The 19,779-nt window shown below is 72.2% G+C and carries 22 protein-coding genes; 15 read left to right on the forward strand and 7 right to left on the reverse strand.

Annotation, left to right across the window (positions count from 1 at the left end; translation table 11 throughout):
* The first annotated feature begins 23 nt into the window (after nt 1-23).
* Complete coding sequence (locus MET9862_RS13100) at nt 24-797, forward strand: CDP-diacylglycerol diphosphatase (protein WP_142583401.1); 774 nt, start codon at nt 24-26, stop codon at nt 795-797.
* Nucleotides 798-837: 40 nt separating this feature from the next.
* Here the strand turns inward: MET9862_RS13100 and MET9862_RS13105 are convergent, their stop codons facing one another.
* Both MET9862_RS13105 and MET9862_RS13110 read right to left on the reverse strand, forming a co-directional pair.
* On the reverse strand, nt 838-1,404 hold the full coding sequence (locus tag MET9862_RS13105) for a helix-turn-helix transcriptional regulator (RefSeq protein WP_244612701.1): 567 nt from the start codon (nt 1,402-1,404) through the stop codon (nt 838-840).
* 158 nt (nt 1,405-1,562) lie between these two features.
* Nucleotides 1,563-2,726 (reverse strand): dimethylmenaquinone methyltransferase, encoded by a 1,164-nt coding sequence (locus MET9862_RS13110; RefSeq protein ID WP_142583403.1) that lies wholly within the window; start codon nt 2,724-2,726, stop codon nt 1,563-1,565.
* Between the two features lie 341 nt (nt 2,727-3,067).
* Here MET9862_RS13110 and MET9862_RS13115 point away from each other — a divergent pair, with 341 nt between their 5' ends.
* The 6 genes from MET9862_RS13115 to MET9862_RS13140 all read left to right on the forward strand — a co-directional run bounded on the left by MET9862_RS13115 (nt 3,068) and on the right by MET9862_RS13140 (nt 8,410).
* Nucleotides 3,068-3,781 carry a GntR family transcriptional regulator gene (locus MET9862_RS13115; RefSeq protein WP_142583404.1) on the forward strand — a complete coding sequence of 238 codons (714 nt, stop codon included), beginning with the start codon at nt 3,068-3,070 and terminating at the stop codon, nt 3,779-3,781.
* Between the two features lie 89 nt (nt 3,782-3,870).
* A complete protein-coding gene (locus tag MET9862_RS13120) occupies nt 3,871-4,731 on the forward strand; it encodes a transporter substrate-binding domain-containing protein (protein WP_185156859.1) in 861 nt (286 codons plus the stop codon).
* Between the two features lie 28 nt (nt 4,732-4,759).
* Nucleotides 4,760-5,413: an amino acid ABC transporter permease gene (locus MET9862_RS13125; protein WP_142583406.1), complete on the forward strand. Its 654-nt coding sequence runs from the start codon at nt 4,760-4,762 to the stop codon at nt 5,411-5,413.
* Nucleotides 5,407-6,243: an amino acid ABC transporter ATP-binding protein gene (locus tag MET9862_RS13130; RefSeq protein WP_280178967.1), complete on the forward strand. Its 837-nt coding sequence runs from the start codon at nt 5,407-5,409 to the stop codon at nt 6,241-6,243. The genes MET9862_RS13125 and MET9862_RS13130 overlap by 7 nt, the downstream gene beginning before the upstream one ends.
* Nucleotides 6,244-6,248: 5 nt before the next feature.
* Nucleotides 6,249-7,619, forward strand: a complete 1,371-nt coding sequence (locus MET9862_RS13135) for an amidohydrolase family protein (protein ID WP_142583407.1) — start codon at nt 6,249-6,251, stop codon at nt 7,617-7,619.
* Between the two features lie 35 nt (nt 7,620-7,654).
* Complete coding sequence (locus MET9862_RS13140; RefSeq protein WP_142583408.1) at nt 7,655-8,410, forward strand: aspartate/glutamate racemase family protein; 756 nt, start codon at nt 7,655-7,657, stop codon at nt 8,408-8,410.
* Nucleotides 8,411-8,435: 25 nt separating this feature from the next.
* On the opposite strand, the gene MET9862_RS13145 is transcribed toward MET9862_RS13140, so the two are convergent.
* The 3 genes from MET9862_RS13145 to MET9862_RS13155 are packed head-to-tail and all read right to left on the reverse strand — an operon-like array spanning nt 8,436 to nt 12,617.
* Entirely contained in the window at nt 8,436-9,482 is a 1,047-nt protein-coding gene (locus MET9862_RS13145) for a sensor histidine kinase (protein ID WP_142583409.1), read from the reverse strand.
* Between the two features lie 10 nt (nt 9,483-9,492).
* Nucleotides 9,493-9,927, reverse strand: coding sequence for a response regulator (locus tag MET9862_RS13150; protein ID WP_142583410.1), 435 nt, complete (start codon nt 9,925-9,927; stop codon nt 9,493-9,495).
* 11 nt (nt 9,928-9,938) lie between these two features.
* On the reverse strand, nt 9,939-12,617 hold the full coding sequence (locus MET9862_RS13155; RefSeq protein ID WP_244612702.1) for a CHASE domain-containing protein: 2,679 nt from the start codon (nt 12,615-12,617) through the stop codon (nt 9,939-9,941).
* Between the two features lie 205 nt (nt 12,618-12,822).
* On the opposite strand from MET9862_RS13155, the gene MET9862_RS13160 reads away from it, so the two are divergent.
* The gene (locus MET9862_RS13160; RefSeq protein WP_142583412.1) at nt 12,823-13,185 is read left to right on the forward strand and encodes a hypothetical protein; all 363 of its coding nucleotides are present in this window, start codon (nt 12,823-12,825) and stop codon (nt 13,183-13,185) included.
* On the opposite strand, the gene MET9862_RS30760 is transcribed toward MET9862_RS13160, so the two are convergent.
* Nucleotides 13,080-13,460 carry a cyanase gene (locus MET9862_RS30760; protein ID WP_142583413.1) on the reverse strand — a complete coding sequence of 127 codons (381 nt, stop codon included), beginning with the start codon at nt 13,458-13,460 and terminating at the stop codon, nt 13,080-13,082. The two genes, MET9862_RS13160 and MET9862_RS30760, sit on opposite strands and share 106 nt — an antisense overlap.
* Before the next feature lie 135 nt (nt 13,461-13,595).
* On the opposite strand from MET9862_RS30760, the gene MET9862_RS13170 reads away from it, so the two are divergent.
* The gene (locus MET9862_RS13170; RefSeq protein WP_142583414.1) at nt 13,596-14,417 is read left to right on the forward strand and encodes an alpha/beta hydrolase; all 822 of its coding nucleotides are present in this window, start codon (nt 13,596-13,598) and stop codon (nt 14,415-14,417) included.
* 89 nt (nt 14,418-14,506) lie between these two features.
* A complete protein-coding gene (locus tag MET9862_RS13175) occupies nt 14,507-14,746 on the forward strand; it encodes a hypothetical protein (protein WP_142583415.1) in 240 nt (79 codons plus the stop codon).
* A 25-nt stretch (nt 14,747-14,771) separates the two neighbouring features.
* Here MET9862_RS13175 and MET9862_RS13180 read toward each other — a convergent pair whose 3' ends face one another.
* The gene (locus MET9862_RS13180; RefSeq protein ID WP_142583416.1) at nt 14,772-15,278 is read right to left on the reverse strand and encodes a thermonuclease family protein; all 507 of its coding nucleotides are present in this window, start codon (nt 15,276-15,278) and stop codon (nt 14,772-14,774) included.
* Between the two features lie 244 nt (nt 15,279-15,522).
* Between MET9862_RS13180 and MET9862_RS13185 the strand changes: the two genes are divergently transcribed.
* The 5 genes from MET9862_RS13185 (at nt 15,523) to MET9862_RS29350 (ending at nt 19,775) form a co-directional block, all read left to right on the forward strand.
* The gene (locus MET9862_RS13185) at nt 15,523-15,738 is read left to right on the forward strand and encodes a hypothetical protein (protein WP_142583417.1); all 216 of its coding nucleotides are present in this window, start codon (nt 15,523-15,525) and stop codon (nt 15,736-15,738) included.
* A 174-nt stretch (nt 15,739-15,912) separates the two neighbouring features.
* Nucleotides 15,913-17,682: an N-acetylglutaminylglutamine amidotransferase gene (locus tag MET9862_RS13190; RefSeq protein ID WP_142583418.1), complete on the forward strand. Its 1,770-nt coding sequence runs from the start codon at nt 15,913-15,915 to the stop codon at nt 17,680-17,682.
* A 154-nt stretch (nt 17,683-17,836) separates the two neighbouring features.
* A complete protein-coding gene (locus MET9862_RS13195) occupies nt 17,837-18,688 on the forward strand; it encodes a class II glutamine amidotransferase (RefSeq protein WP_142583419.1) in 852 nt (283 codons plus the stop codon).
* A gap of 270 nt (nt 18,689-18,958) precedes the next feature.
* Complete coding sequence (locus tag MET9862_RS13200) at nt 18,959-19,417, forward strand: Ros/MucR family transcriptional regulator (protein WP_142583420.1); 459 nt, start codon at nt 18,959-18,961, stop codon at nt 19,415-19,417.
* A gap of 184 nt (nt 19,418-19,601) precedes the next feature.
* The gene (locus tag MET9862_RS29350) at nt 19,602-19,775 is read left to right on the forward strand and encodes a hypothetical protein (RefSeq protein WP_185156860.1); all 174 of its coding nucleotides are present in this window, start codon (nt 19,602-19,604) and stop codon (nt 19,773-19,775) included.
* Nucleotides 19,776-19,779: the final 4 nt, after the last annotated feature.

Genomic DNA, 19,779 nt, shown 5'->3' on the forward strand with positions numbered 1-19,779 from the left:
GGGCCCCCGCGACTCGAGACCCGATGCGCCGCGTCCTGCTGCTCGCCGCCGCCCTCGCGACGATCGACCCGGCCAAGGCCGGCCCGGACCCGACCCGCGACGTGCTCTGGGCGGCGCTCAAGACCTGCGTGCTCGCCAAGCGCTACGCGGACCGGGCCTTCCCCTGCGTCGCCGTCGATCTCGGCGCGCCGGGGCGCCCGGGCACGGCGATCCTGCGCGCGCCGGGGGAGCGCACCCATTTCGTCGTCATGCCGACCGCGACCGTGTCGGGGGTCGAGGCGCCGGTGCTGACCGGGCCGGCCGGGGCCGCCTATTGGCGGGCGGCGCTCGCCGCGCGCCACCTCGTCTCGGACGCGGCGCGGGAGGGGCTCGCCCCCGACGATGTGGGGCTCGCCGTCAACTCGGTCGGCGGGCGCAGCCAGGACCAGCTGCACATCCACCTCGCCTGCGTGCAGCCGGGCGTCACGAATGCCCTGCAGCGCGTGGCCGACCATGTCGGGAGCACCTGGAGTCTTCTGCCGGTGCGCCTGAGGGGTACCCGCTTCTACGCGCTGCGGGTCGACGCGCAGACCCTGCCGGCCTTCAACCCCTTCGCCACCCTCCCCCACCTGCCGGGCCGCTCGATGAGCCTGCGCGACGTGAGCCTCGCGATGGTCCCGTTGCCGGCGGGCGGCGTGGTGCCCGTCGGAGGCGCCGCGCCCGCGGGCCGTGCGCGGGACTTCGCCCTGCTGGCCTATCGCGCGCCGAGCGCGCATGCGGAGAAGTTGCTCGACCCCGGCTGCCTGGCCGGGCGCTAGGGCCTCCCCCACCGCATCGGTCGATCCGCCGGGATCAGGATCACCAGGGCAGCGCCGAGAGACGCGAGATCAGCATCACCAGCTCGGCCTGGCGGTGGGTGTGCGTCTTGGCGAAGATCGCCTTGAGCTGCGTGCGCGCCGTGGCGACGCTCACAGCCTGCACCTCGGCCGCCTCAGCGAGCGTCGCCCCGTTCGCCAGCATCGTGGCGAGGCGCGATTCGGTCGGCGTCAGGCGAAAGATCCGCTCCAGGGCGATGCGGTTGGTCTGCGGGGCCGCGTCGAGGTCGAGCAGCATCAGGACGGTGTGCGGGCCATCCTCGCTCAGCACCGGAACCGGCGTGGCGTTCATGATCAGCGGGCGCCTGCCCTCCCGTTCCATCAGGATCCAGCTGTCCTCGTCCAGATGGATGCGCGTGCGGCCGCGGCGCAACAGCCGCTTCACGAATTCGCGCCCCTCGCCGTCGAGGCTCGCCACCTCGGGGTCGGCGAGGCCGAAGGTCTCCTGCAGGATGCGTTGCGCGCCGGCATTCACCGCGAGCACCTGCCCCCCCGTCGACAGGATGATGCCGCCGCAGCCCAACCGATCGAGGACTTGCAGCAGCGGCATGCCGACGAGCATCGCGGACGTGACCCTCCGCCGCGGCGCCGGGGGCCGGGGGCGTCTCGCGGCAGGGTCCACGTTCACCAGCCCGCAGCTCCGTGCATCCCCCAATTAAGGTAGGCTGCACTACGCCTTCGGTGGGGGCTCCCGTGCCGGCGGTCGGATCAGGCGCCGCCCTTCCAGCCGCGCAGGGCCGCGAAGGGGCTGGAGGCCGGGTCCGGAGCCGGCGGATTCAGGACCGGCTCGACCTGGGCCACCGCGTCGGCGAGGGAGAAGGCGGAGCCGCTCTGGAGCTTGCCGCCGGCCGCGTCCTTGTGGCCGCCGCCGCGGAACAGGCGCGCCCCGGCGAGCGCCGTCTCGTCGTTCGAGCGGAAGGAGAGCGTGCCGACCCGCTGCACGTTGACGACGCGGCGCGCCCGGCCCCCGGCCATGACGAGGTCCGAGACCCGCTGGAAGGTGCCCGAATCGAGCCCGAAGGAGAGGAGCGTGCCGTCCGAGAGACGGTGGAACAGCGCGTCCGAGCGGGCGAGCGCCCGGGCGACGCGCATGCGGGTGGTGAGGCGCGGATCGTCCTCCGGGTCGCCCGCCATCAGCGCGTCGGTGAGCCTCAGACGCAGGGCGCCGACCTGCGCCTCGACCTCGGCCGGGCTCGCGCCGGCCCGCAACAGCCCCGCCACGGCGAGGAGCAGGCCGCCGACAAAGCGGTCGTGCCAGGGATGTCCGAGCGGCACCAGGGTCGAGACGTTGTCCCAGAAGATCTCGTCGAGGGCGAGGCCGCCCGGGAAGGCGGGGCGCCCCTTCTGCCAAAGGTCGAGGGCGTCGACCGCCTCGACCAGCGCCGCGAGGTCGGGGCCGGGCTCGGGCGCCTCCCCGGCGTAGAGGGCGCGGTGCTCGAGCGCCATGCGGGTGGCGCAGGCATTCCCGTCGATCAGCACGGCGATCTCGGGATCGCCGAGGTCGAACCGGCTCAGGGAGGGGTGCTCCGGATCGGGGACGGGCGGCAGGCCGCCCTCGCGAAGCTGGTCGATCGAGGAGGCGTGGTGGTCGAGCACCACGAGGCGGTGGTGGCGCCCCTCCCCCCGGCGGCGGTTGAGCGCCGCGAAGCTGCGGATGAACTTCACCGCCACGGCCTCCAGGCCGATATCGGTGACGAGCAGGAGCTCCGGCTCGGGCGTTTTGTCGAGACGCTTCAGCTCGGCCTCGACCACCGGTCCGACATCGCCGTAGCGCGCCACGTGAACGATGCGGTCCTGGGCGCGGAAGGCGCCGACCACGGTGGCGGCCCCGTAGCCGTCGAGGTCGTTGTGGGTGATCTGGGTGACGGGCACGGGCGAGGTCCTCGGGCGGGGGGCGTCGGGGCCTTATACGCGACGCGGCGGCGAGGGCGACCCGTGCGGGAGAGGGGGAAGGGAGCGGGCGGGATGGGCCCGCGCTTCAATCTGCCGCGCCCACACGGAGATGGCGTTCCACCCCCGAGCGGGCCGCCCATCGTCTCCTGCCAGGGCGATGCCGAGGCGGGGACAGGGGTCGAGGCTGCGGAATGGAGCCGCCTCTTTCGTCGCCATTCACTTGAATGCAACCTGTGGCTTTCGCTAAGTCGAGAAAACGATACGGTGTCCGCGTCATGGGAGGTTCTGCCGTGGAAGAGCGGGAGACGGGGTCTGCGGACATGACGCAGGCCGGGATCGTGCTGGGCTCGCGCGGCCTGCCGCTGTCGCGGCGCATCCCCTTCGCGCGGCAGGTCGCCGACACCCTGCGCGACCTCATCGTGCGCGGGGAGCTCGCCGCAGGCAGCCGCGTCGTGGAGCGCGTGCTCTGCGAGCGCCTGAACGTCTCGCGCACCCCGATGCGCGAGGCGCTGAAGCTCCTCGAGGCGGACGGCCTCATCGAGATCAGCCAGAACCGCGGCGCCCGGGTGATGATGCTCACCTCCGCAGAGGCGCGCCACCTCTTCGAGGTGATCGCCGAGCTCGAGGGCCTCGCCGCAGACCGCGCCGTGCAGACTGCCGCCCCCGAGGCGCTGGCCGGGCTCGAGGACCTGCACGCGCAGATGCTGCGTCACTACGAGACGCGCGAGAAGGATGCCTATTTCGACATCAACAGCCGCATTCACGATCAGGTCGTGAAGCTCTCCGGCAACCCCGTCCTGATCGGCAGCCACGCCACTCTGATGCTGCGGGCGCGCCGCGGCCGCTACGTCGCCATCTTCGATCCCGCCCGCTGGGCCGAGTCGGTCGGCGAGCACGAGGCGCTGATGGAGGCCTTCCGGAGGCGCGATCCGGAGCAGGCTCGGGGTGTGTGGCGCCAGCATCTCTGCCGCACCGGCGAGACGGTGGCGGACGGGCTGGCGCTTTCTGCCGAATCCGCCCGCGCCGCCCCATGAGGCTTCGTCGCTGCCACTGAAAAAGCTTGCATTTTCAAGATGGCATGCAATTTGGATATTGCCCAGCGACTCATCCGGGAGAAGCCGCCATGGCCCGCACCTTCGATACGCTCTTCAGCCGCCGCACCCTCCTGCGAGGCGCGGCAGGCGCCCTCGCCCTGCCCGCCCTCGGGGGGGCCGCCTTCGCGGCGGGCCGCGGGCCGGAGGATCTGCGCAAGGCGGGCGTCGTCCGGGTCGGCTGCGAGGCGGCCTACCGGCCCTTCACCTTCCGCGACGGGGCCAAGATCGTCGGCTACGACGTGGACCTCGCCGCGCTGCTGTTCCAGCCGCTGGGCGTCAGGGTCGAGATGGTGGACACCGCCTGGGCCGGCGTCATCCCGGCCCTCTACGCGGGCAATTTCGACGTGATCATGACCTCGCTCACCTATACCAAGGAGCGGGTCCAGAAGGTCGGCTACACCATCCCCTATACCGAGGCGACGCAGGAGTTGCTGATCCGTGCCTCCGATGCCGGCACGATCAAGTCCCTCGACGGCATGGCCGGCAAGATCCTTGGGGTGAAGCTGGGCTCGGCCGGCGACACCATGAAGGCGGGGCTCGAGGAGAAGCTCAAGGCCGCCACCGGCAAGGGCTTCGCCGAGATCAAGACCTACGACGATCACCCCTCCGCCTATCTCGCCCTGGCGCAGGGCTCGGTCGACGGAGTCATCAACGCCCTGGCGACCCTGACCCAGGTGACGAAGGACGCGCCGGGCCGCTACGCCATCGTGCGCAATATCGGCCCGCGCAACTGGGCCGGCATCGGCCTGCGCAAGGAGGATACGGCGCTCGCCGGCTTCCTCGACGAGCGCATCACCGCGCTCAAGGCCTCGGGCGAGATCTACGCCCTGCAGGAGAAATGGTTCGGCATCCGCATGGACCTCGCGGACAAGGTGCCGACCTTCTCCTGAGCCGGCGCGCCCCAAGAGCCTTCGAATCATGACCATCGACTGGGCCATCGTCGCGATGGCCGTCCCCCTTCTCGTCCAGGGTGCGCTGACGAGCCTCAAGATCGCCGCGCTCGCCGGAGCCCTCGGGCTCGCGGGCGGCGTGGCGCTCGGGCTCGTCTCCCTGGGTGGCCCGGCTCCCGCCCGCCTGCTGGTGCGGGCCTATGTCGACTTCATCCGCGGCACGCCGCTGCTGATCCAGATCTTCATCGTGTTCTTCGGCCTGCCGATGCTCGGCTGGCGGCCGGGCGAGTTCGTCTCCGGCGTGCTCGCCCTCTCGCTCAACAGCGCGGCCTACGTCGCCGAGGTGGTGCGCGGCGCGGTCGGCGCGGTGGAGCGCGGCCAGAGCGAGGCGGCGAAATCCATCGGCATGACCCGCGGGCAGATCCTCGTCTACGTGCTGCTGCCGCAGGCGATCCGGCCGATGACGCCGGCACTGACCAACGACCTGATCACCCTCGTCAAGAACACCTCGCTGCTCTCGGTGATCTCGGTCTACGAGCTGACCCGCTCGGGTCAGGCGATCATCGCCTCGCATTTCGCGCCGCTGGAGATCTTCGCGCTGCTGGCGATCTACTATTACGTGATCATCTCTTGCCTCGCCTACGTGTCGCGGCAGCTCGAGCGGAGGATGCCCGCATGGTGACCGCCACGATGCAGGCCCCGTCCCCGGCAGCCCCGGTGCCGCCCCCCGTCCCGGCCCCCGCCGCGCCGCTCCTCGCCGTGCGGGACTTGCGCAAGAGCTACGGTGCCCGCGAGATCCTCAAGGGCATCTCCTTCGACCTCGCCCGCGGCGAGACCCTGGTGCTGATCGGCCCCTCGGGCTCGGGCAAGACCACGGTGCTCCGCTGCCTCAACCACCTGGAGGCGCCGAGCGGCGGCGAGATCCGGCTCGCGGGCGAGAGCGTCGGTGGGCACCTGAGCCCTGACGGGCGCTGGCGCCCCATGAGCGAATCCGCGCTCGCCCGGCAGCGGCGGCGCTTCGGCTTCGTGTTCCAGCGCTTCAACCTGTTCCCGCACCTCTCGGCGCTCGACAACGTCACCATCGGCCCGCGCCGGACGCTCGGCCTGTCGCGGGCCGAGGCCGAGGCGCGGGCGAAGGCCCAGCTCGCCCGGGTGAGCCTTGCCGAGCACATGCACAAGCGGCCCTCCCAGCTCTCGGGCGGCCAGCAGCAGCGGGTGGCGATCGCCCGGGCGCTCGCCATGGAGCCGGAACTGATCCTGTTCGACGAGCCGACCTCGGCCCTCGATCCGGAACTGGTGCACGAGGTGCTCGACGTGATGCGGGCGCTCGCCCGCGAGGGCCTCACCATGATCGTCGTCACCCACGAGATGCGCTTCGCCCGTCAGGTCGCCGACCGGCTGATCGTGATGGAGGACGGTGCCATCGTCGAGGAGGGGCCGCCCGAGGCGATCTTCACCGATCCCGGTGACCCGCGCACCCGGCGCTTCCTGACCCACGTCCTCGACCGGTGAGCGACATGGACGAACACACCCGTTCCGGGCGCGGCCTGGCCGAACCCCTCGATCTCCTCGTCACCGGCGTCACCGCGCTGACCGGCGAGCCCGGCGCCGCCCCGATCCTGGACGCACGGATCGGCATCCGCGCGGGGCGCCTCGTCAGCATCGAGCCCGCCGCGGGCGAGCCGCCGGCCGCGCGGAAGACCCTGCACCGGCCGGGGCGGCTCGCGATCCCCGGGCTCGTCAACATCCACACCCACGCGAATCTCAGCATGGTGCGGGGCGTGGCCGAAGACCTCGGCTTCGCCCCCGCCTACACGCCGGGCATCCCGCAGGGGCACATGGTGCGCCCCGACGAGGCCTACGCGATCGCCCGCCTCGGCGCGCTCGAGGCGATGTTGTTCGGCTCGACGCTGATCAACGACACCTTCGTCCATGCCGACGTCGTCACCCCCGCCATGGCGGAGCTGGGCCTCAGGGTCTGGTCCTGCGGACGCATCCACGACGTCGATTTCAGCGGGGTCTCCACCGGCCGCTGGGAGCATTGCGACGCGATCGGCGAGCGCACCCTCGACGAGGCGCTGGCGCTGGCCGAGCGCTACGAGGGCAAGTCGGACCTGCGCATCGGCGTGCAGCTCGCCGCGCACGCCCCCGACACCTGCTCGACGCCCTTCCTGCGCCGCATCCGGGATGCCTCGGAGCGCACGGGCCTGCGGGTGACGACGCATCTCTCGCAGAGCAAGGTCGAGCTCGCCCGCATCCGCGCGCGCGATGGGCTGAGCCCGCCGGAGCTGCTCGACGAGGTCGGCCTCCTGAACGACCGCCTGCTCGCGGCCCATTGTATCCATGTGAGCGACGCGGATATCGCCCGGATCGGCCGGGCCGGCATCACGGTGGCCCATATCGCCAAGGGCAACGCCACCGGCGCCACCATCGCGCCGACTCAAGCCTTGCGCGCTGCAGGCGCCCGGCTGAGCCTCGGCACCGACAACATGCATGCCGACATGGTCGAGGTGATGCGCTGGGCGCTCGCGGTCGGGCGCATCCAGCAGGGCGCTGTCACGGACGCGTGGCAGCCGGAGACCGTGTTCGAGATGGCAACCCTCGGCGGCGCTCGGGCGATGGGGCTCGCGGACGAGATCGGCAGCCTTGTGCCCGGCAAGCGGGCCGACCTCGTCCTCCTCGACCTGCGCCGCCCGCATCTGACCCCGGCGCGCAACCCGCTGGGCACTCTGGTCCATACGGGCCAGGGGCGCGACGTGGAGACCGTCATCGTCGACGGCGCGGTCGTGGTCGAGGACGGATGCCCGACTCAGGTCGATGCCGAGGCGATCCGGCGCGACGCGGAAGACGCCATCGCGGCCCTGTGGGCGCGGGCGGCGGGCGGCTGAGAGCCGCCACGAGCTCCAAGAAGGTCAGCGTTTTCGTGAAGATCCTGCTTCTCAATCCCAATACCTCCGCCGCGATGACGGAGCGCATGGCCGCGGCCGCGGTGGCGGCGCTCGCGCCGGACGTGCGCGTCACCGCGCTCACCGCCGTGCGGGGCCTGCCCTACATCGCGAGCCGGGCCGAGGCGCAGCTCGCGGGCGCCGCGGTGCTGGAGACGCTCGCCGAGCACCAAGCCGGCCACGACGCCGCGGTGATCGCCGCCTTCGGCGATCCGGGCCTGGTGGCCGCCCGCGAGCTGTTCGACCTGCCTGTGGTCGGCATGGCGGAGGCGGCCATGCTCACCGCCTGCATGCTGGGCCAGCGCTTCTCCATCGTCACCTTCTCGCGCAAGCTCCTGCCCTGGTACGAGGACGCGGTGCATCAGGCCGGCCTGCATGCCCGCTGCGCCGGGCTTGTCGCGGCCGAGGGGGAGTTCCGCTCGGTGACCGAGGTTCAGCACGAGCTGGAGAGCGAGATCGTGGCCCTGGCGGCGCGCGCCGCCGAGAACGGGGCCGACGCGGTGATCCTGGCGGGCGCGCCGCTCACGGGCCTCGCCCTGCGCGTGCGCGACCTTGTGCCGGTGCCTCTGGTCGACCCGCTCGCCGCGGCTCTCGGTCAGGCGCAGGGGCTGGTGCGGATGGGCGCCCGCCCTCCCGCCTCGGGCCGCTTCGCCCGGCCCGGCCCGAAACCCGCCACCGGCTTGTCCCCCGCGCTCGCCGCCTGGATCGAGCACCGCGAGGGGGAGGCCGGCTGAGGGCGCACTTGGCCCTCACGCGCCGTCAGACCGGGAAGCGCAGCACCGCCTGCGTGCCGGGCCCTTCCGCGGCGTAGGCGATCTGCGAGCGCAGGTTGGTCGCCATGGCGCGGATGATGCGCGAGCCGAGGCCGGTGCCGCGCGGGGTCCCCTGCCCCGTCCAGCCGACTCCGTCATCGGCCACCGTGAGCACCAGCGCATCGCCGCCGTCCGGGCGGACATCGACGCGGATCTCGCCCGAGGAGCCGGCGGGATAGGCGTATTTGTAGGCGTTGGTGACGAGTTCGGTGACGACGACGCCCAGCGAGACCGCCTTGTCCGTGGCGAGGCGGATCGGGTCGGCGGCGAGCCGGATGGCGTGGTCGCGCCCCGCCGCCTTCATGGCGGCCTCCAGCTCCTCGACGAGGCTCGCGAGATAGGCGTCGATCTCCACCGCCTCCACGTCCTCCGAGGTGTAGAGGCGTCGGTGGATGCCGGCGATGGCCGAGATCCGGGCCTGCATCTCCTCGAGCGCGCTCTTGGCGGCCGGGTCGGAGACCGCGTTGGTCTGCATGCGCGCCAGGGCGGCGACGAGCGCCAGGGAGTTCGCGACGCGGTGATTGACCTCGCGCAGCAGGAGCTCGGCCCGGTCGCGCGCCTCGCGGACCTCCGTCTCGGCCCGCTCCTTGTCGCGGCGGAGCGCCTCCTGGCGCAACGCCGTGTCGACCGCCTCGCCGAGAAGCTCGCGGAAGTGCCCCTGCACGTCCTTCCAGACGTAGTCGACCGCCCCCGCCTTGAGCGCGGCCACCGCCACGCGGCTGTCCTCCGAGCCGGTGACGTAGATGACGGGGGGCGCGTCGGGCAGGGCCCGGATCTCCGGCAGGAGCTCGAGCCCGGTGCGTCCGGGCATGTGGTGGTCGAGGGCGACGGCGTCGATGCCGCCTTGCGCCAGCCGTGCGAGGCCGGCCTCGCCGCTCGCCACCGCCTCGACTGCGTAGCCGCGGGCGGAGAGCGCCCGCTGCACGAGGCGTGCGAGGCCCGGGTCGTCGTCGATGTAGAGGATGCGGCCCCGCGCCGGCGCGTCGGAACTCATCGGGCGGCGCTCATGGGTTTTCCGGCACCTGCATCACCGAGAAGAACAGGCCGAGCTGGCGGATGGCGTTGGCGAAGCCCTCGTAGTTGACGGGCTTCGTGATGTAGACGTTGGCGCCGAGATCGTAGCAGCGCTGGATCTCGCGCGCGTCGTCCGTGGTGGTGAGCACCACGACCGGCGAGCGCTTGGTGTGCGTGTTGGCCTTGATCTTTTCCAGGATGTCGATGCCGGTCATGTCCGGCAGATTGAGGTCGAGCAGGACCAGGAGATGGCGCCGCGCGCTCGCCTCCCCCGACCCGTCCGGCCCGAACAGATAAGCCAGGGCTTCCGTTCCCGTCCGGAAGGGAACGATGTCGTTGTTGACGCCGGCCCGGCGGATGTTGCGCTCGATCAGGCGGGCATGGCCCTCGTCGTCCTCGATCATCACGATGCAGACGGGATGCATGGGCGTTATCCTCACTCGGCCGCGAGCGGCGGGGCGGCCCCGGCGGCGTCACGCGGCAGGGTCACGCTGAAGGTGGTGCCGGCCCCGAGTTCCGACGAGACCGTGATGCGCCCACCGAGGGAGCGCACCAGCGCCTTGACGTGGGCGAGGCCGATTCCGTCCCCGGGCCGGTCCTGGGCGCCGGCGCGGCGGAACAGCTCGAAGACGCGGGCATGGTCCTGGGGGGCGATCCCGCGGCCGTTATCCGTGACGGCGTAGCGGATGCGGGTCCCGGAGACGGGCTCGCCCGTCACCGTGATCCGGCCGGGGCGGGCCGGATCCAGATACTTGAGCGCGTTGTCGATCAGGTTGCCGAAGATCTGCTGCACGGCGAGCCGGTCGGCGACGATGTCGGGCAGGTCGGCGGCGATCGCGACGCGGGCGCCGGCCGCGTCGGCCTGATGGCGCTGCGCGTCGGCGAGGCCCCGCATCAGCGCGGCCATGTCGAGCGGTTCCGGCCGGAAGGTGCGCCGTCCTTCCCGCGACAGCTTTAGGATCGCCGCGATCAGCGCCTCCATCTTGGTGATGGCGGCGCGGATGAAGCCGAGCGCCTCGGTGACGTCGCCCTCGATCCGGGCGGCCTTCGGATGGCCGGCGAGGGCCTCGCGGATCTCCGCCTGCACCGTCTCCAGCTCGCTCGTGAAACCCATCACGTTGACGAGCGGGGCGCGCAGGTCGTGGCTGACGATGTAGGCGTAGCGCTGGATCTCCTCGTTGGATTCCCGCAGCTCGGCCTCCGCCTCCCGCTGCTCGGTGATGTCGGTGTGGACGCCGACCCATTCGCGGATGGTGCCCGCCTCGTCGAGGACCGGCACGGCGCGGATCGCGTAGGTGCGCCACGCCCCGTCCTTCGAGCGCACCCGGTGCTCGTGGACGAAGGTCCTGCGCTCGGCCACCGCCGCGTTCCAGGCATCGATGCTCGCCTGCCGGTCGTCCGGGTGCACGGCGTCGGCCCAGCCGAAGCCCTGATACGCCGCGGGGGACTGGCCGGTGATCGCGCTCCAGCCGGGCTGCTCGCCGGCCATGCGGCCGGTGGCGTCGTTGGTCCACATGATGCCGCGCACCGCCTGGACCGCGGCCTGGAAGCGCTGGCGCTCGTGCAGGACCGAGGTGAGGAGGCGCGCATTGTCGAGGGCGACCGCAGCCTGGGCGGCGAAGCCCGTGATCAGGCGCTCCTCGCGGGGCCCGAAGCGGGCGGGCTCTGGATGGCCGAACAGCAGGGCGCCGAGAGTCTCGCCCGACCCCGACACCACCGGCGCCGCGAGGTAGCTGCGCACCGGCAGATGGCCCCTGGGCATGCCCCCGTGCGAGCCGTAGCGGGCGTCCTGCGCCACGTCGTCGGAGCGGACCACGCCCTCGGCGAGGAAGGTCGGCTTGAACAGGTTCGTCGCCCGCGGCAGGCCGAAGCGGGTGAAGGCCTCGCGCGGGCCTCCCGTGAGGCTGAACAGGCGCCAGACCTCCTCGGCGTTGCCCTCGGCGCCCGCCGGCACACGCTCGAAGAAGGCGCCGTAAGCGCCCCCGACGAGGCGCGTCGCCGCCTCGATCACCGTCTGGACGAGGCGCTCGACATCGTGCTCGCTCACCAGGGCCGGCCCGGCCCGGTTGAGGAGTTCGAGCCGGTTGCGCTCCTCCTCGAGGTCGAGGCGCGCTGCCTCCGAGCGGGCCTGCGCGCGCCCCTGCGCCAGCGCCGCCCCACTGAGCGCCAGGGTCACGAGGCCTCCGAGGCCGAGGATCCAGGGCCAGGCCTGTCCCGACGGGTCGCGCGCGAAGGCGGCCGTTGGCGTCGCGGCGAGCGTCCAGGTCCGTCCGGCGATGGGCACGGTGCGCCGCGTCGTCGGGCCGCCCGCCTCGGCCGCCCGCGGCCAGGCCGGAGAGGCGTAGAGCAGGGTGTCCGCCGCCGGCTCCGGCCCGCCCTGACCTTGGTCGTGGATCTGGAAGGCGAGCTCCGGCGCGTTGCCCGCGGCGGCGGGGATCGAGACGTAGGGGAAGAAGTCGCCGGCCCGGAACGGGCTGTAGGTCCAGCCGATGAGGCCGGCCCGGCGGCCTGCCTCCGTCTCCGGCACGGCGCCGCCCGCATAGGCCGGCAGGTAGACGAGGAAGCCCGGCTGCTTGTCCCGGTCGATCTCCTGCACCAGCTCGACCCGGCCGGAGAGCGCCGCCTCGCCGGTGTCGCGCGCCCGCGCCATGGCGGTGCGGCGGACGGGCTCCGAGAGCATGTCGAAGCCGAGCGCCGCGCTGTTGCGGCGGTCGAGGGGTTCGAGGGCGACGATGGCGCTGGGCTCGAGACCCGGCGGGTCCGGCCGCAGCCGGAACTCGGGCAGGCCCTGCGTCCGCATCGCGGCCACCAGCGCCGGGCCCTCCTCCGGCCGGAAGGGTTGCGCGAAGCCGATGCCGCGGGTGCCCGGATAGAGCTCGGTGAGGCGCAGGCGGGCGACATAGGCGGAGAAATCCGCCCGCGTCACCGTCTCGCTCGCGGCGTAGAGCCCGGCCGTGCCGCGCAGCAGCGCGACATAGGTGTCGAGCCGCTCGCGGATGCGGTCCGCCTGCTGCGTGGCCAGGCGCTCGAAGCGGTCGCGGTCCCGGGCTCCGCTGACCTGCCGGATCTGCAGGGACACCGCCACGCTGGCGGTGAGCCCGGCGAGCAGAACCACGGCCGGCAGGAGATAGGAGACGGTGCGCGGTTGCGCCGGCCGCGGTGGGGTCAGGGACGGGATGGGACGGATCCTGCCTGCGGGAACTCCGGCTCTCTGTGGCATCTTGCGGATGCAGGCGCCAGCCTTCACCCACCGGCGGTTCGGTCGGCAGGCTCGTCGGCGGGGGGCGGCGGGGGCGGGGATGGGCGCTGAGGATGGCGGGATGCAGGTGCTGGCGCGCGTGGCGGAGGCTGGGCGCCGCCGGGCGACCGCCTTCGCCGGGCCGGCGGGGCGGGGCGCCCTGCCCTTCGCGGTGGTCGAGGCCTTCGACGCCGAGATCCGCGGCCGGGTGGAGCGCGACCCCCGCATCGAGGACGAGCGCGACCGGGTTCTGATCGCCGCGGTCAAGCTCGCCGAGACGCCGCCCGAGGAGGACGCGGCGGTGGAGGCGGCCCGGGCCCATCTCCTCGACGCGATCGACTATCTGGAACAGGCGGTGCTGCGCCTCGGCGTGGTCAACCGGGCGGGCGCGAAGGCGGGGCTCGGCGCGGCGGGCGGACGGATCGGGCTGCCGAGCCGGTCCTGATCGCCCCGTTCGGCGCGGAGGGAAGCGCGGGTGACGCGGTCCGACGGCTCCTTGGAGCCGTGATCGGGCACGCCTTCCTCGTCGCCGGGCAGGAACCTGCCCGAGAGGTTCATCGTCACCCGGTCGCCCTTGCTGTTGGCCTCGCGCTCCATGGTCATGCTGACGTCGATCGCCGACCCGATGCCGTCGCCGGTCTCTACCTGGATGAACGTCCAGAACCAGCCCGTCTCGCGCCTGAGGCCAAGCTGCGCCTCGGCGCGGTCCTCGCGCGTCATCGGTCCTCTCCGGATGGAGGCCGCGGCAGACAGGATGGCTGCCGCGGAGAGCGCCTGTCCCGAAAGTCCTTCCCCGCGGACCGGCTTCCTGCGTAGAAGGCGCGCTCGCAAACGGGGCGGGGACGGGATCGGGGCATGGCCGCCGCATCGGGGCACGACATCCGGCTGGAGATCATCGACCGGCGCCCGCGTAGGGCCCGCGGCGGCCCGCGGCTCCTCTTCGTGCACGGGATCGCGGCCGGCGCCTGGATCTGGGACGAGCACGTTCTGCCCTACTTCGCTGAGGCGGGGTTCGAGGCCTACGCGGTCAGCCTGCGCGGGCATGGCGGCAGCGGCGGCCATGCGGGGATCCGCTCCTGGCGGCTCTCCGACTACGTCGCGGATCTCGCCGCGGCGGCCGACCGGGTCGGTGGCCCCCTGGTGGTGATCGGCCATTCCCTCGGCGGCGCCGTCATCCAGGACTGGGTGCGCCTGGGCGCCCGGCCCCACGCCATGGCGCTGCTCGCCGCGGTCCCGCCCTGGGGCCTCGCCGTGTCGGCTCTGCGCATGAGCCTGTCGAGCCCGGCCCTGTTCCGCGAGGTGCTCACCCTGAGCACGGACGGGGTACGCCATGCCGACCCCGCGATCCTGCGGGCGGGCCTGTTCTCGCAGGACGTGCCGGAGTCGGTCTTCCGTCGGTTCATGGCGCGGGCCGGCGAGGAATCGCCCCTGATCGGGCCGGAGCTGCAGGGGCTGCCGCCGCGCGGGCCCCTGCCCTGGCAGGCCCCGCGCAGCTTCGTCCTCGGCGGCGCCGCGGATCGGTTCATCCCGGCCGACGAGGTCTGGCGCACGGGCGCCTATTACGGCGTGCAGCCGGTCATCGTCCCGCGCCTCGCCCACGCCCTCATGCTGGAGCCGCGCTGGGAGGCGGCGGCCGCGTCCCTGCACGACTGGCTGGTCGGCCTGCCGCAGGGCTGAGGGCGCCGGACCGCGCGAGATCCGCCTTGCCGCGCCGGCATGCTGCGCCTTATGGTTGTGCCAAGGGGGTCTGGCAGGACGAGGGTTCCGTGCTGGACGACGGTTTCACCTATGGGGGCCTGCTCATCGGGCTCGCCGCGCTCGGGCTCTGGCTCCGCCTCGCGATCCGGGCGATTCCGACCTTCGAGACCCTGCTCGCCCGCTACGAGCACGATGCCGGCCCGGAGGAGGCCGGGCCCATGCCCTTCGGCCCCGCGAGCCGGCTCGCCGCGCGCGTCACGGCGCTCGCCCTGGTCTGCAGCGCGATCGGCTACGCCATCCCCGATTGATACGATTCCCGCCCCGCAGCGTCGCTCAATCCGCGGCGGCCTGCGCCGCGGCCTCGGCCCGGTGGCGCGCCTGGCGCCAGTCCGCAGGCTCCTCGAAGGTGCCCGCCCACAGGCCCCGCCGGGTCGCCCAGGCCCGGCGCTCCTGCGGCAGGTAGGCCTGGCTCTGGTGGCGGTTCGCCAGGGCGTGGCCGTGCGCGGCCATCCAGGCCGCGAGATCCTCGCCCCCGACGCGGCAGACCGCCGAGACGTGGCCCCTTGCATCGGTGCCCCGGGGCTCGCAGGTGACGTCGGCCGTGCCGATGCGCCCGCGCAGGGCCGTGGCCGCGGCCTGCCCGCAGCGATAGCTCGTGCCGCGCGCCGTCTCGCAGGTCTGTGCCGATTCCGGCGCGTCGATGCCGTGCAGATCGATCCGCTTGCCCGTCAGCTCGATCGTGTCGCCGTCGATCACCGTGGCATGCCCCGTGATCGACTCGGCGGCGTGCGCCGGCAGGACGAGGGCGGCGAGGAGCAGAGCGGCGGTCGGGCGGGACATCGGGATCCGGGTCGGGTGTGATCGAGGTCGTCCGCGACGACACCACGGCTTTTTGGCGAAATCGCGCAGCTGCGGTGGAGGCGCCGGGCACGGCCCCGATCGGCGGACCGAACCTGCGACATTTTGATCACGGGCCGCACGCGATCCGCGCCCGCGGCGTTGAGCCGGCACGGCCCTTGCCAGATCGGGGGCAAGATCAATCACGGACTGGAGGAAGCGCGCGCCGAACGACAGGGAATGCTGCATGCTCTACGGGCTTTACTTCCTCACCTGCCTCGTCGCCAACCCAACTCATTGCGTCATGCGCGTGCACCACTTCAACGAAGAGGTGCAGACCCCGATGCAGTGCATGACCGTGGCCCAGCCCCAGATGGCCGCGTGGCAGAACAGCCATGACCGCTGGCGGGTCGCGCGCTTCCGCTGCGGCAAGCCGCCGAAGGACGACGGCACCCGGATCTGACTCGGTCCCGATCCCGCTTCCCGGCATCTCCGGCGCCGTCTTGCCCGCGCCATAGCTTGAGCTGCGCGCCTGGAGCATGGCTCGGGTGCTGTCTCCGCGCCATTGGGAACGTCGGGGCCGTGCCGCCAGTTCTGCCGCTCGGGCTCGTCGCGAGCGGAGAGGCGGTCGGCTGCCATGTGCGGAATTGCCGGAGAGATCAGGTTCGACGGGACGGCCGATCCGGACGCGGTGCGCGCGATGACGGGGTGCCTCGCGCCCCGCGGGCCGGACGCCTCCGGCCTCTATCAGCAGGGCCGCATCGCCTTCGGCCACCGCCGGCTCAAGATCATCGATCTCTCGGAGGCCGGCCAGCAGCCGATGGTCGATCCCGAGCTCGGCCTCGCGGTCGTCTTCAACGGCTGCATCTACAACTACCCCGCTCTACGCGAGGAGCTTGCGGCCAAGGGCTACCGCTTCTTCTCGACCAGCGACACCGAGGTCATCCTCAAGGCCTATCATGCCTGGGGGCCGTCCTGCGTCGACCGCTTCCTCGGCATGTTCGCCTTCGCGATCCACGAGCGTGACAGCGGCCGCGTCGTGCTCGGGCGCGACCGGCTCGGCATCAAGCCGCTCTACCTCGCCGAGACGGCGGGCGCCCTGCGCTTCGCCTCCTCGCTGCCGGCGCTGCTCGCTGCGGGCGGGGTCGACACCGCGATCGATCCGGCGGGCCTGCACAACTACATGAGCTTGCACGCGGTGGTGCCCGCTCCGAACACCATCCTCAAGGGCGTGAAGAAGCTGCCGCCCGCCACCCTGCTCACAGTGGAGCCGGACGGGACGCGGCGGCAGCAGACCTACTGGACCCTGGAGGTCGGCCCGCGGGCGGAGGACGCGAACCTCACCGAGGGCGATTGGCGCGCCCGCGTGCTCGACATGCTGGGGCTCGCGGTCGAGCGGCGCCAGATCGCCGACGTGCCGACCGGTGTTCTCCTCTCGGGCGGCCTCGACAGCTCGCTCCTCGTGGCGCTGCTCGCCCGCAAGGGCCAGACCGGTCTGAAGACCTTCGCCGTCGGCTTCGACGCGGTGAACGGCGTCGAGGGGGACGAGTTCCGGTATTCCGACCTCGTCGCCGAGACCTTCGGCACCGACCACGTCAAGATCGCGGTCGACGCCTCGCGCACACTCGAGGCGTTGCCGCTCGCGATCCGGGCGATGTCCGAGCCGCAGATGAGCCACGACGCGGTCGCCTTCCTGCTCCTGTCGCAGGAGGTGTCCAAGCATGTGAAGGTGGTGCAGAGCGGCCAGGGCGCCGACGAGATTTTCGGCGGCTACCACTGGTACCCCAAGATGGTGGGGTCGACCGACCCGGTCGCGGACTACGCCCGGGTCTATTTCGACCGCGACCATGCCGAGATGTCCGAGACCCTGGCCCCGGCCTGGCTCGGCCCGGATCACAGCCGCGCCTTCGTGGCGGCCTTCCTCGGCGGCCTCGCGGCGCAGGACCCCGTCGATCAGGTGCTGCAGCTCGATACGCAGGTCATGCTGGTGGACGACCCCGTCAAGCGGGTCGACAACATGACCATGGCCTGCGGGCTCGAGGCGCGCGTGCCCTTCCTCGACCACGAACTGGTGGAGCTTGCCGCCCGCGTGCCCGCCGCGCTGAAGGTCAAGGACGGCGGCAAGTTCATCCTCAAGGAGGCCGCCCGCGCCGTCCTGCCCGCCGCGGTGATCGACCGGCCGAAGGGCTATTTTCCCGTCCCGGCCTTGAAGCACATCCGCGGGCCCTACATGGATTTCGTGCGCGGGGTGCTCGACAGCCCCGCGGCACGGGAGCGTGGCCTGTTCAGCCGCCCCTATATCGACCGCCTGCTCGCCGATCCCGACGGGACGCTGACGCCCAAGGGACATTCGAAGCTCTGGCAGGTGGCCCTCCTGGAAGCCTGGCTGCAGGCGCAGGGGATCTAGAGCCTTTTCCGTGATCCTTGGATCACGGACGCGACACGAGGTCTCGGACGACCGCCCCGCAGCAAGGGTCCGCTCAAGGTGACGCGGAATCTCCACGATCCTCCGGGATTGGCGGGGCGGCGCGAGTTTCCGAGAGCAACGGGAGGAGAGCCTCATGTGCCGCTGGATCGCCTACCGGGGCCGCACGATACCGCTGGAGCGCTACGTCACGGAGCCGGCCCACTCGCTCGTCTCGCAGAGCATCCAGGCGCTGGAATCCACCGCCGCCACCAACGGCGACGGCTTCGGCCTCGGTTGGTACGGCGAGCATCCCGAGCCCGGCCGCTACCGCGAGGTCCAGCCGGCGTGGTCGGACGACAACCTGCGCTACCTGTGCCGCCACCTGCACTCGCACCTGTTCTTCGGCCATGTCCGGGCGGCGACCGGCACGCCGATCACCCGGCCGAACTGCCATCCCTTCACCTGCGGTCCCTGGCTGTTCATGCACAACGGCTATGTCGGCGACTGGACGCGGCTGCGCCGCCGGATCGAGGCCCTGATCCCGGATGAGCTCTATCCGAGCCGCGGCGGCACCACGGATTCCGAGGCGCTGTTCCTGGCGATCCTCGGCGCCGGTCTGATGGGGCCGGCGGGGGAGGCCGGCGAGCCGCGCGACCCCGTCGCCGCGACCGTGCAGGTGCTCGCCACGATCACCGATCTCGTCGGCGGCAACGACGGCGGCCACCCCTTCCGCTTCACCGCGGCGCTGGCGGACGGGCGCGACCTCTACGCCTTCCGCTACGCGGCCAACGACGATGCCAACAGCATGTATGTCCGCGAGGGCGAGGCCGGCGTGGTCATCGTCTCCGAGCCTCTCGACAAGGAGCACGCGACCTGGACGCCGGTGCCCGACAACAGCGTGGTGATCGCCCGCCGCGACGAGCCGGTCACCGTGGTCTCACTCAAGACCTACGGGCTCGACCGGCCGGCCCCCCTGCCCCGCATGCAGGTCCGCCTGCGCGCCTGACGGCGCAGCGCTTGGTCTCCGGGGGATAGCAGCCGACTGGGCCGGGACTGATCCATGTCGTTTTCAGGATCGCCGCGCCGGAGTTCAGTCGTCACGATGCGCTGCTGCGCCGAAACGGTTGCCGCGGCAAGCACCCGAGATCGGCCCCGAAGGCAAGGGAGTGGCCTGCATTCCCGAACGAAGAGGTCTGCGCACGACTCTGGGGCTGCCCCCTTGATCGACGTCGAAGGAGGACAATGTCGGGGGCGCCGATAACCAACTGGATCACAGATGGCAGAAGAAGCGCAGGGACAGAACCCCGAGATCATCGCGTATGCGGGTGACATCGTCGCGGCCTACGTATCGAACAATCCGGTGCCGGCCGCCGAGCTGCCGGCGCTGATCGCCAAGATCCACGCCGCCCTCGCCGCGCTCGCCGGAGCCGGCTCCGAGGCGTCCGAGCCCGAGATCGCGGTGGAGAAGCCGACCGCCGCACAGATCCGCAAGTCGATCTCCGACGAGGGGATCGTCAGCTTCATTGACGGCAAGCCCTACAAGACCCTGAAGCGGCACCTGACCAAGCACGGCCTGACGCCGCAGGCCTATCGCCAGCGCTACGGGTTGCCGGCGGATTACCCGATGGTGGCCCCGGGCTACGCGGCCCAGCGGTCGGCGCTCGCCAAGGAGATCGGCCTCGGCCGTCCCGGCGGTCAGGCCGAGCGGTCGGGCGGCAGGCGCGACGCCGCCTGATCCGGCCTCGGCGCCCACCGCGCAGGGCGCCGATCCTGTATTCATGATGGCATTCATTGCGTTGCCCTGACGAAGCGCGCGGCTTGTCCTGTGCTGCCCCAGATTTGGGCTGGACTGTGGCAATCGACACGCCTAACCCGTCGCGGAAGCGGGCTCGACCCGAGACGAATCGGGAGGGATTGCCATGAACCGTCGTGAGACCTTCGCTCCGGCACGCGCCGAGGCGCGCAACTCTGGCGGCCGCAGCGAGGCCGCCCTCCTGTGGGCCGCGATCCTCGCGGACCGTCGCGCCCGCGACGAGCCCGGCGCGCGCCTGCGCGCCCTGCTCCTCGCCCAGATCGACGACACCCGGCGCTGATCTC

It is taken from the genome of Methylobacterium symbioticum (genome assembly GCF_902141845.1).
GTDB classification, from domain to species: Bacteria; Pseudomonadota; Alphaproteobacteria; order Rhizobiales; family Beijerinckiaceae; genus Methylobacterium; species Methylobacterium symbioticum.

Bases quoted from the DNA above. Each gene is read 5' to 3' on its own strand.
- MET9862_RS13130 (WP_280178967.1), top strand. From the start codon at position 5,407: ATGGTGACCGCCACGATGCAGGCCCCGTCCCCGGCAGCCCCGGTGCCG.
- MET9862_RS13100 (WP_142583401.1), top strand. From the start codon at position 24: ATGCGCCGCGTCCTGCTGCTCGCCGCCGCCCTCGCGACGATCGACCCG.
- MET9862_RS13120 (WP_185156859.1), top strand. From the start codon at position 3,871: ATGGCCCGCACCTTCGATACGCTCTTCAGCCGCCGCACCCTCCTGCGA.
- MET9862_RS13125 (WP_142583406.1), top strand. From the start codon at position 4,760: ATGACCATCGACTGGGCCATCGTCGCGATGGCCGTCCCCCTTCTCGTC.
- MET9862_RS13160 (WP_142583412.1), top strand. From the start codon at position 12,823: ATGCAGGTGCTGGCGCGCGTGGCGGAGGCTGGGCGCCGCCGGGCGACC.
- MET9862_RS13115 (WP_142583404.1), top strand. From the start codon at position 3,068: ATGACGCAGGCCGGGATCGTGCTGGGCTCGCGCGGCCTGCCGCTGTCG.
- MET9862_RS13200 (WP_142583420.1), top strand. From the start codon at position 18,959: ATGGCAGAAGAAGCGCAGGGACAGAACCCCGAGATCATCGCGTATGCG.
- MET9862_RS13145 (WP_142583409.1), bottom strand. From the start codon at position 9,482: ATGAGTTCCGACGCGCCGGCGCGGGGCCGCATCCTCTACATCGACGAC.
- MET9862_RS13195 (WP_142583419.1), top strand. From the start codon at position 17,837: ATGTGCCGCTGGATCGCCTACCGGGGCCGCACGATACCGCTGGAGCGC.
- MET9862_RS13170 (WP_142583414.1), top strand. From the start codon at position 13,596: ATGGCCGCCGCATCGGGGCACGACATCCGGCTGGAGATCATCGACCGG.
- MET9862_RS13105 (WP_244612701.1), bottom strand. From the start codon at position 1,404: ATGCCGCTGCTGCAAGTCCTCGATCGGTTGGGCTGCGGCGGCATCATC.
- MET9862_RS13135 (WP_142583407.1), top strand. From the start codon at position 6,249: ATGGACGAACACACCCGTTCCGGGCGCGGCCTGGCCGAACCCCTCGAT.
- MET9862_RS13190 (WP_142583418.1), top strand. From the start codon at position 15,913: ATGTGCGGAATTGCCGGAGAGATCAGGTTCGACGGGACGGCCGATCCG.
- MET9862_RS13150 (WP_142583410.1), bottom strand. From the start codon at position 9,927: ATGCATCCCGTCTGCATCGTGATGATCGAGGACGACGAGGGCCATGCC.
- MET9862_RS13180 (WP_142583416.1), bottom strand. From the start codon at position 15,278: ATGTCCCGCCCGACCGCCGCTCTGCTCCTCGCCGCCCTCGTCCTGCCG.
- MET9862_RS13185 (WP_142583417.1), top strand. From the start codon at position 15,523: ATGCTCTACGGGCTTTACTTCCTCACCTGCCTCGTCGCCAACCCAACT.
- MET9862_RS29350 (WP_185156860.1), top strand. From the start codon at position 19,602: ATGAACCGTCGTGAGACCTTCGCTCCGGCACGCGCCGAGGCGCGCAAC.
- MET9862_RS30760 (WP_142583413.1), bottom strand. From the start codon at position 13,460: ATGACGCGCGAGGACCGCGCCGAGGCGCAGCTTGGCCTCAGGCGCGAG.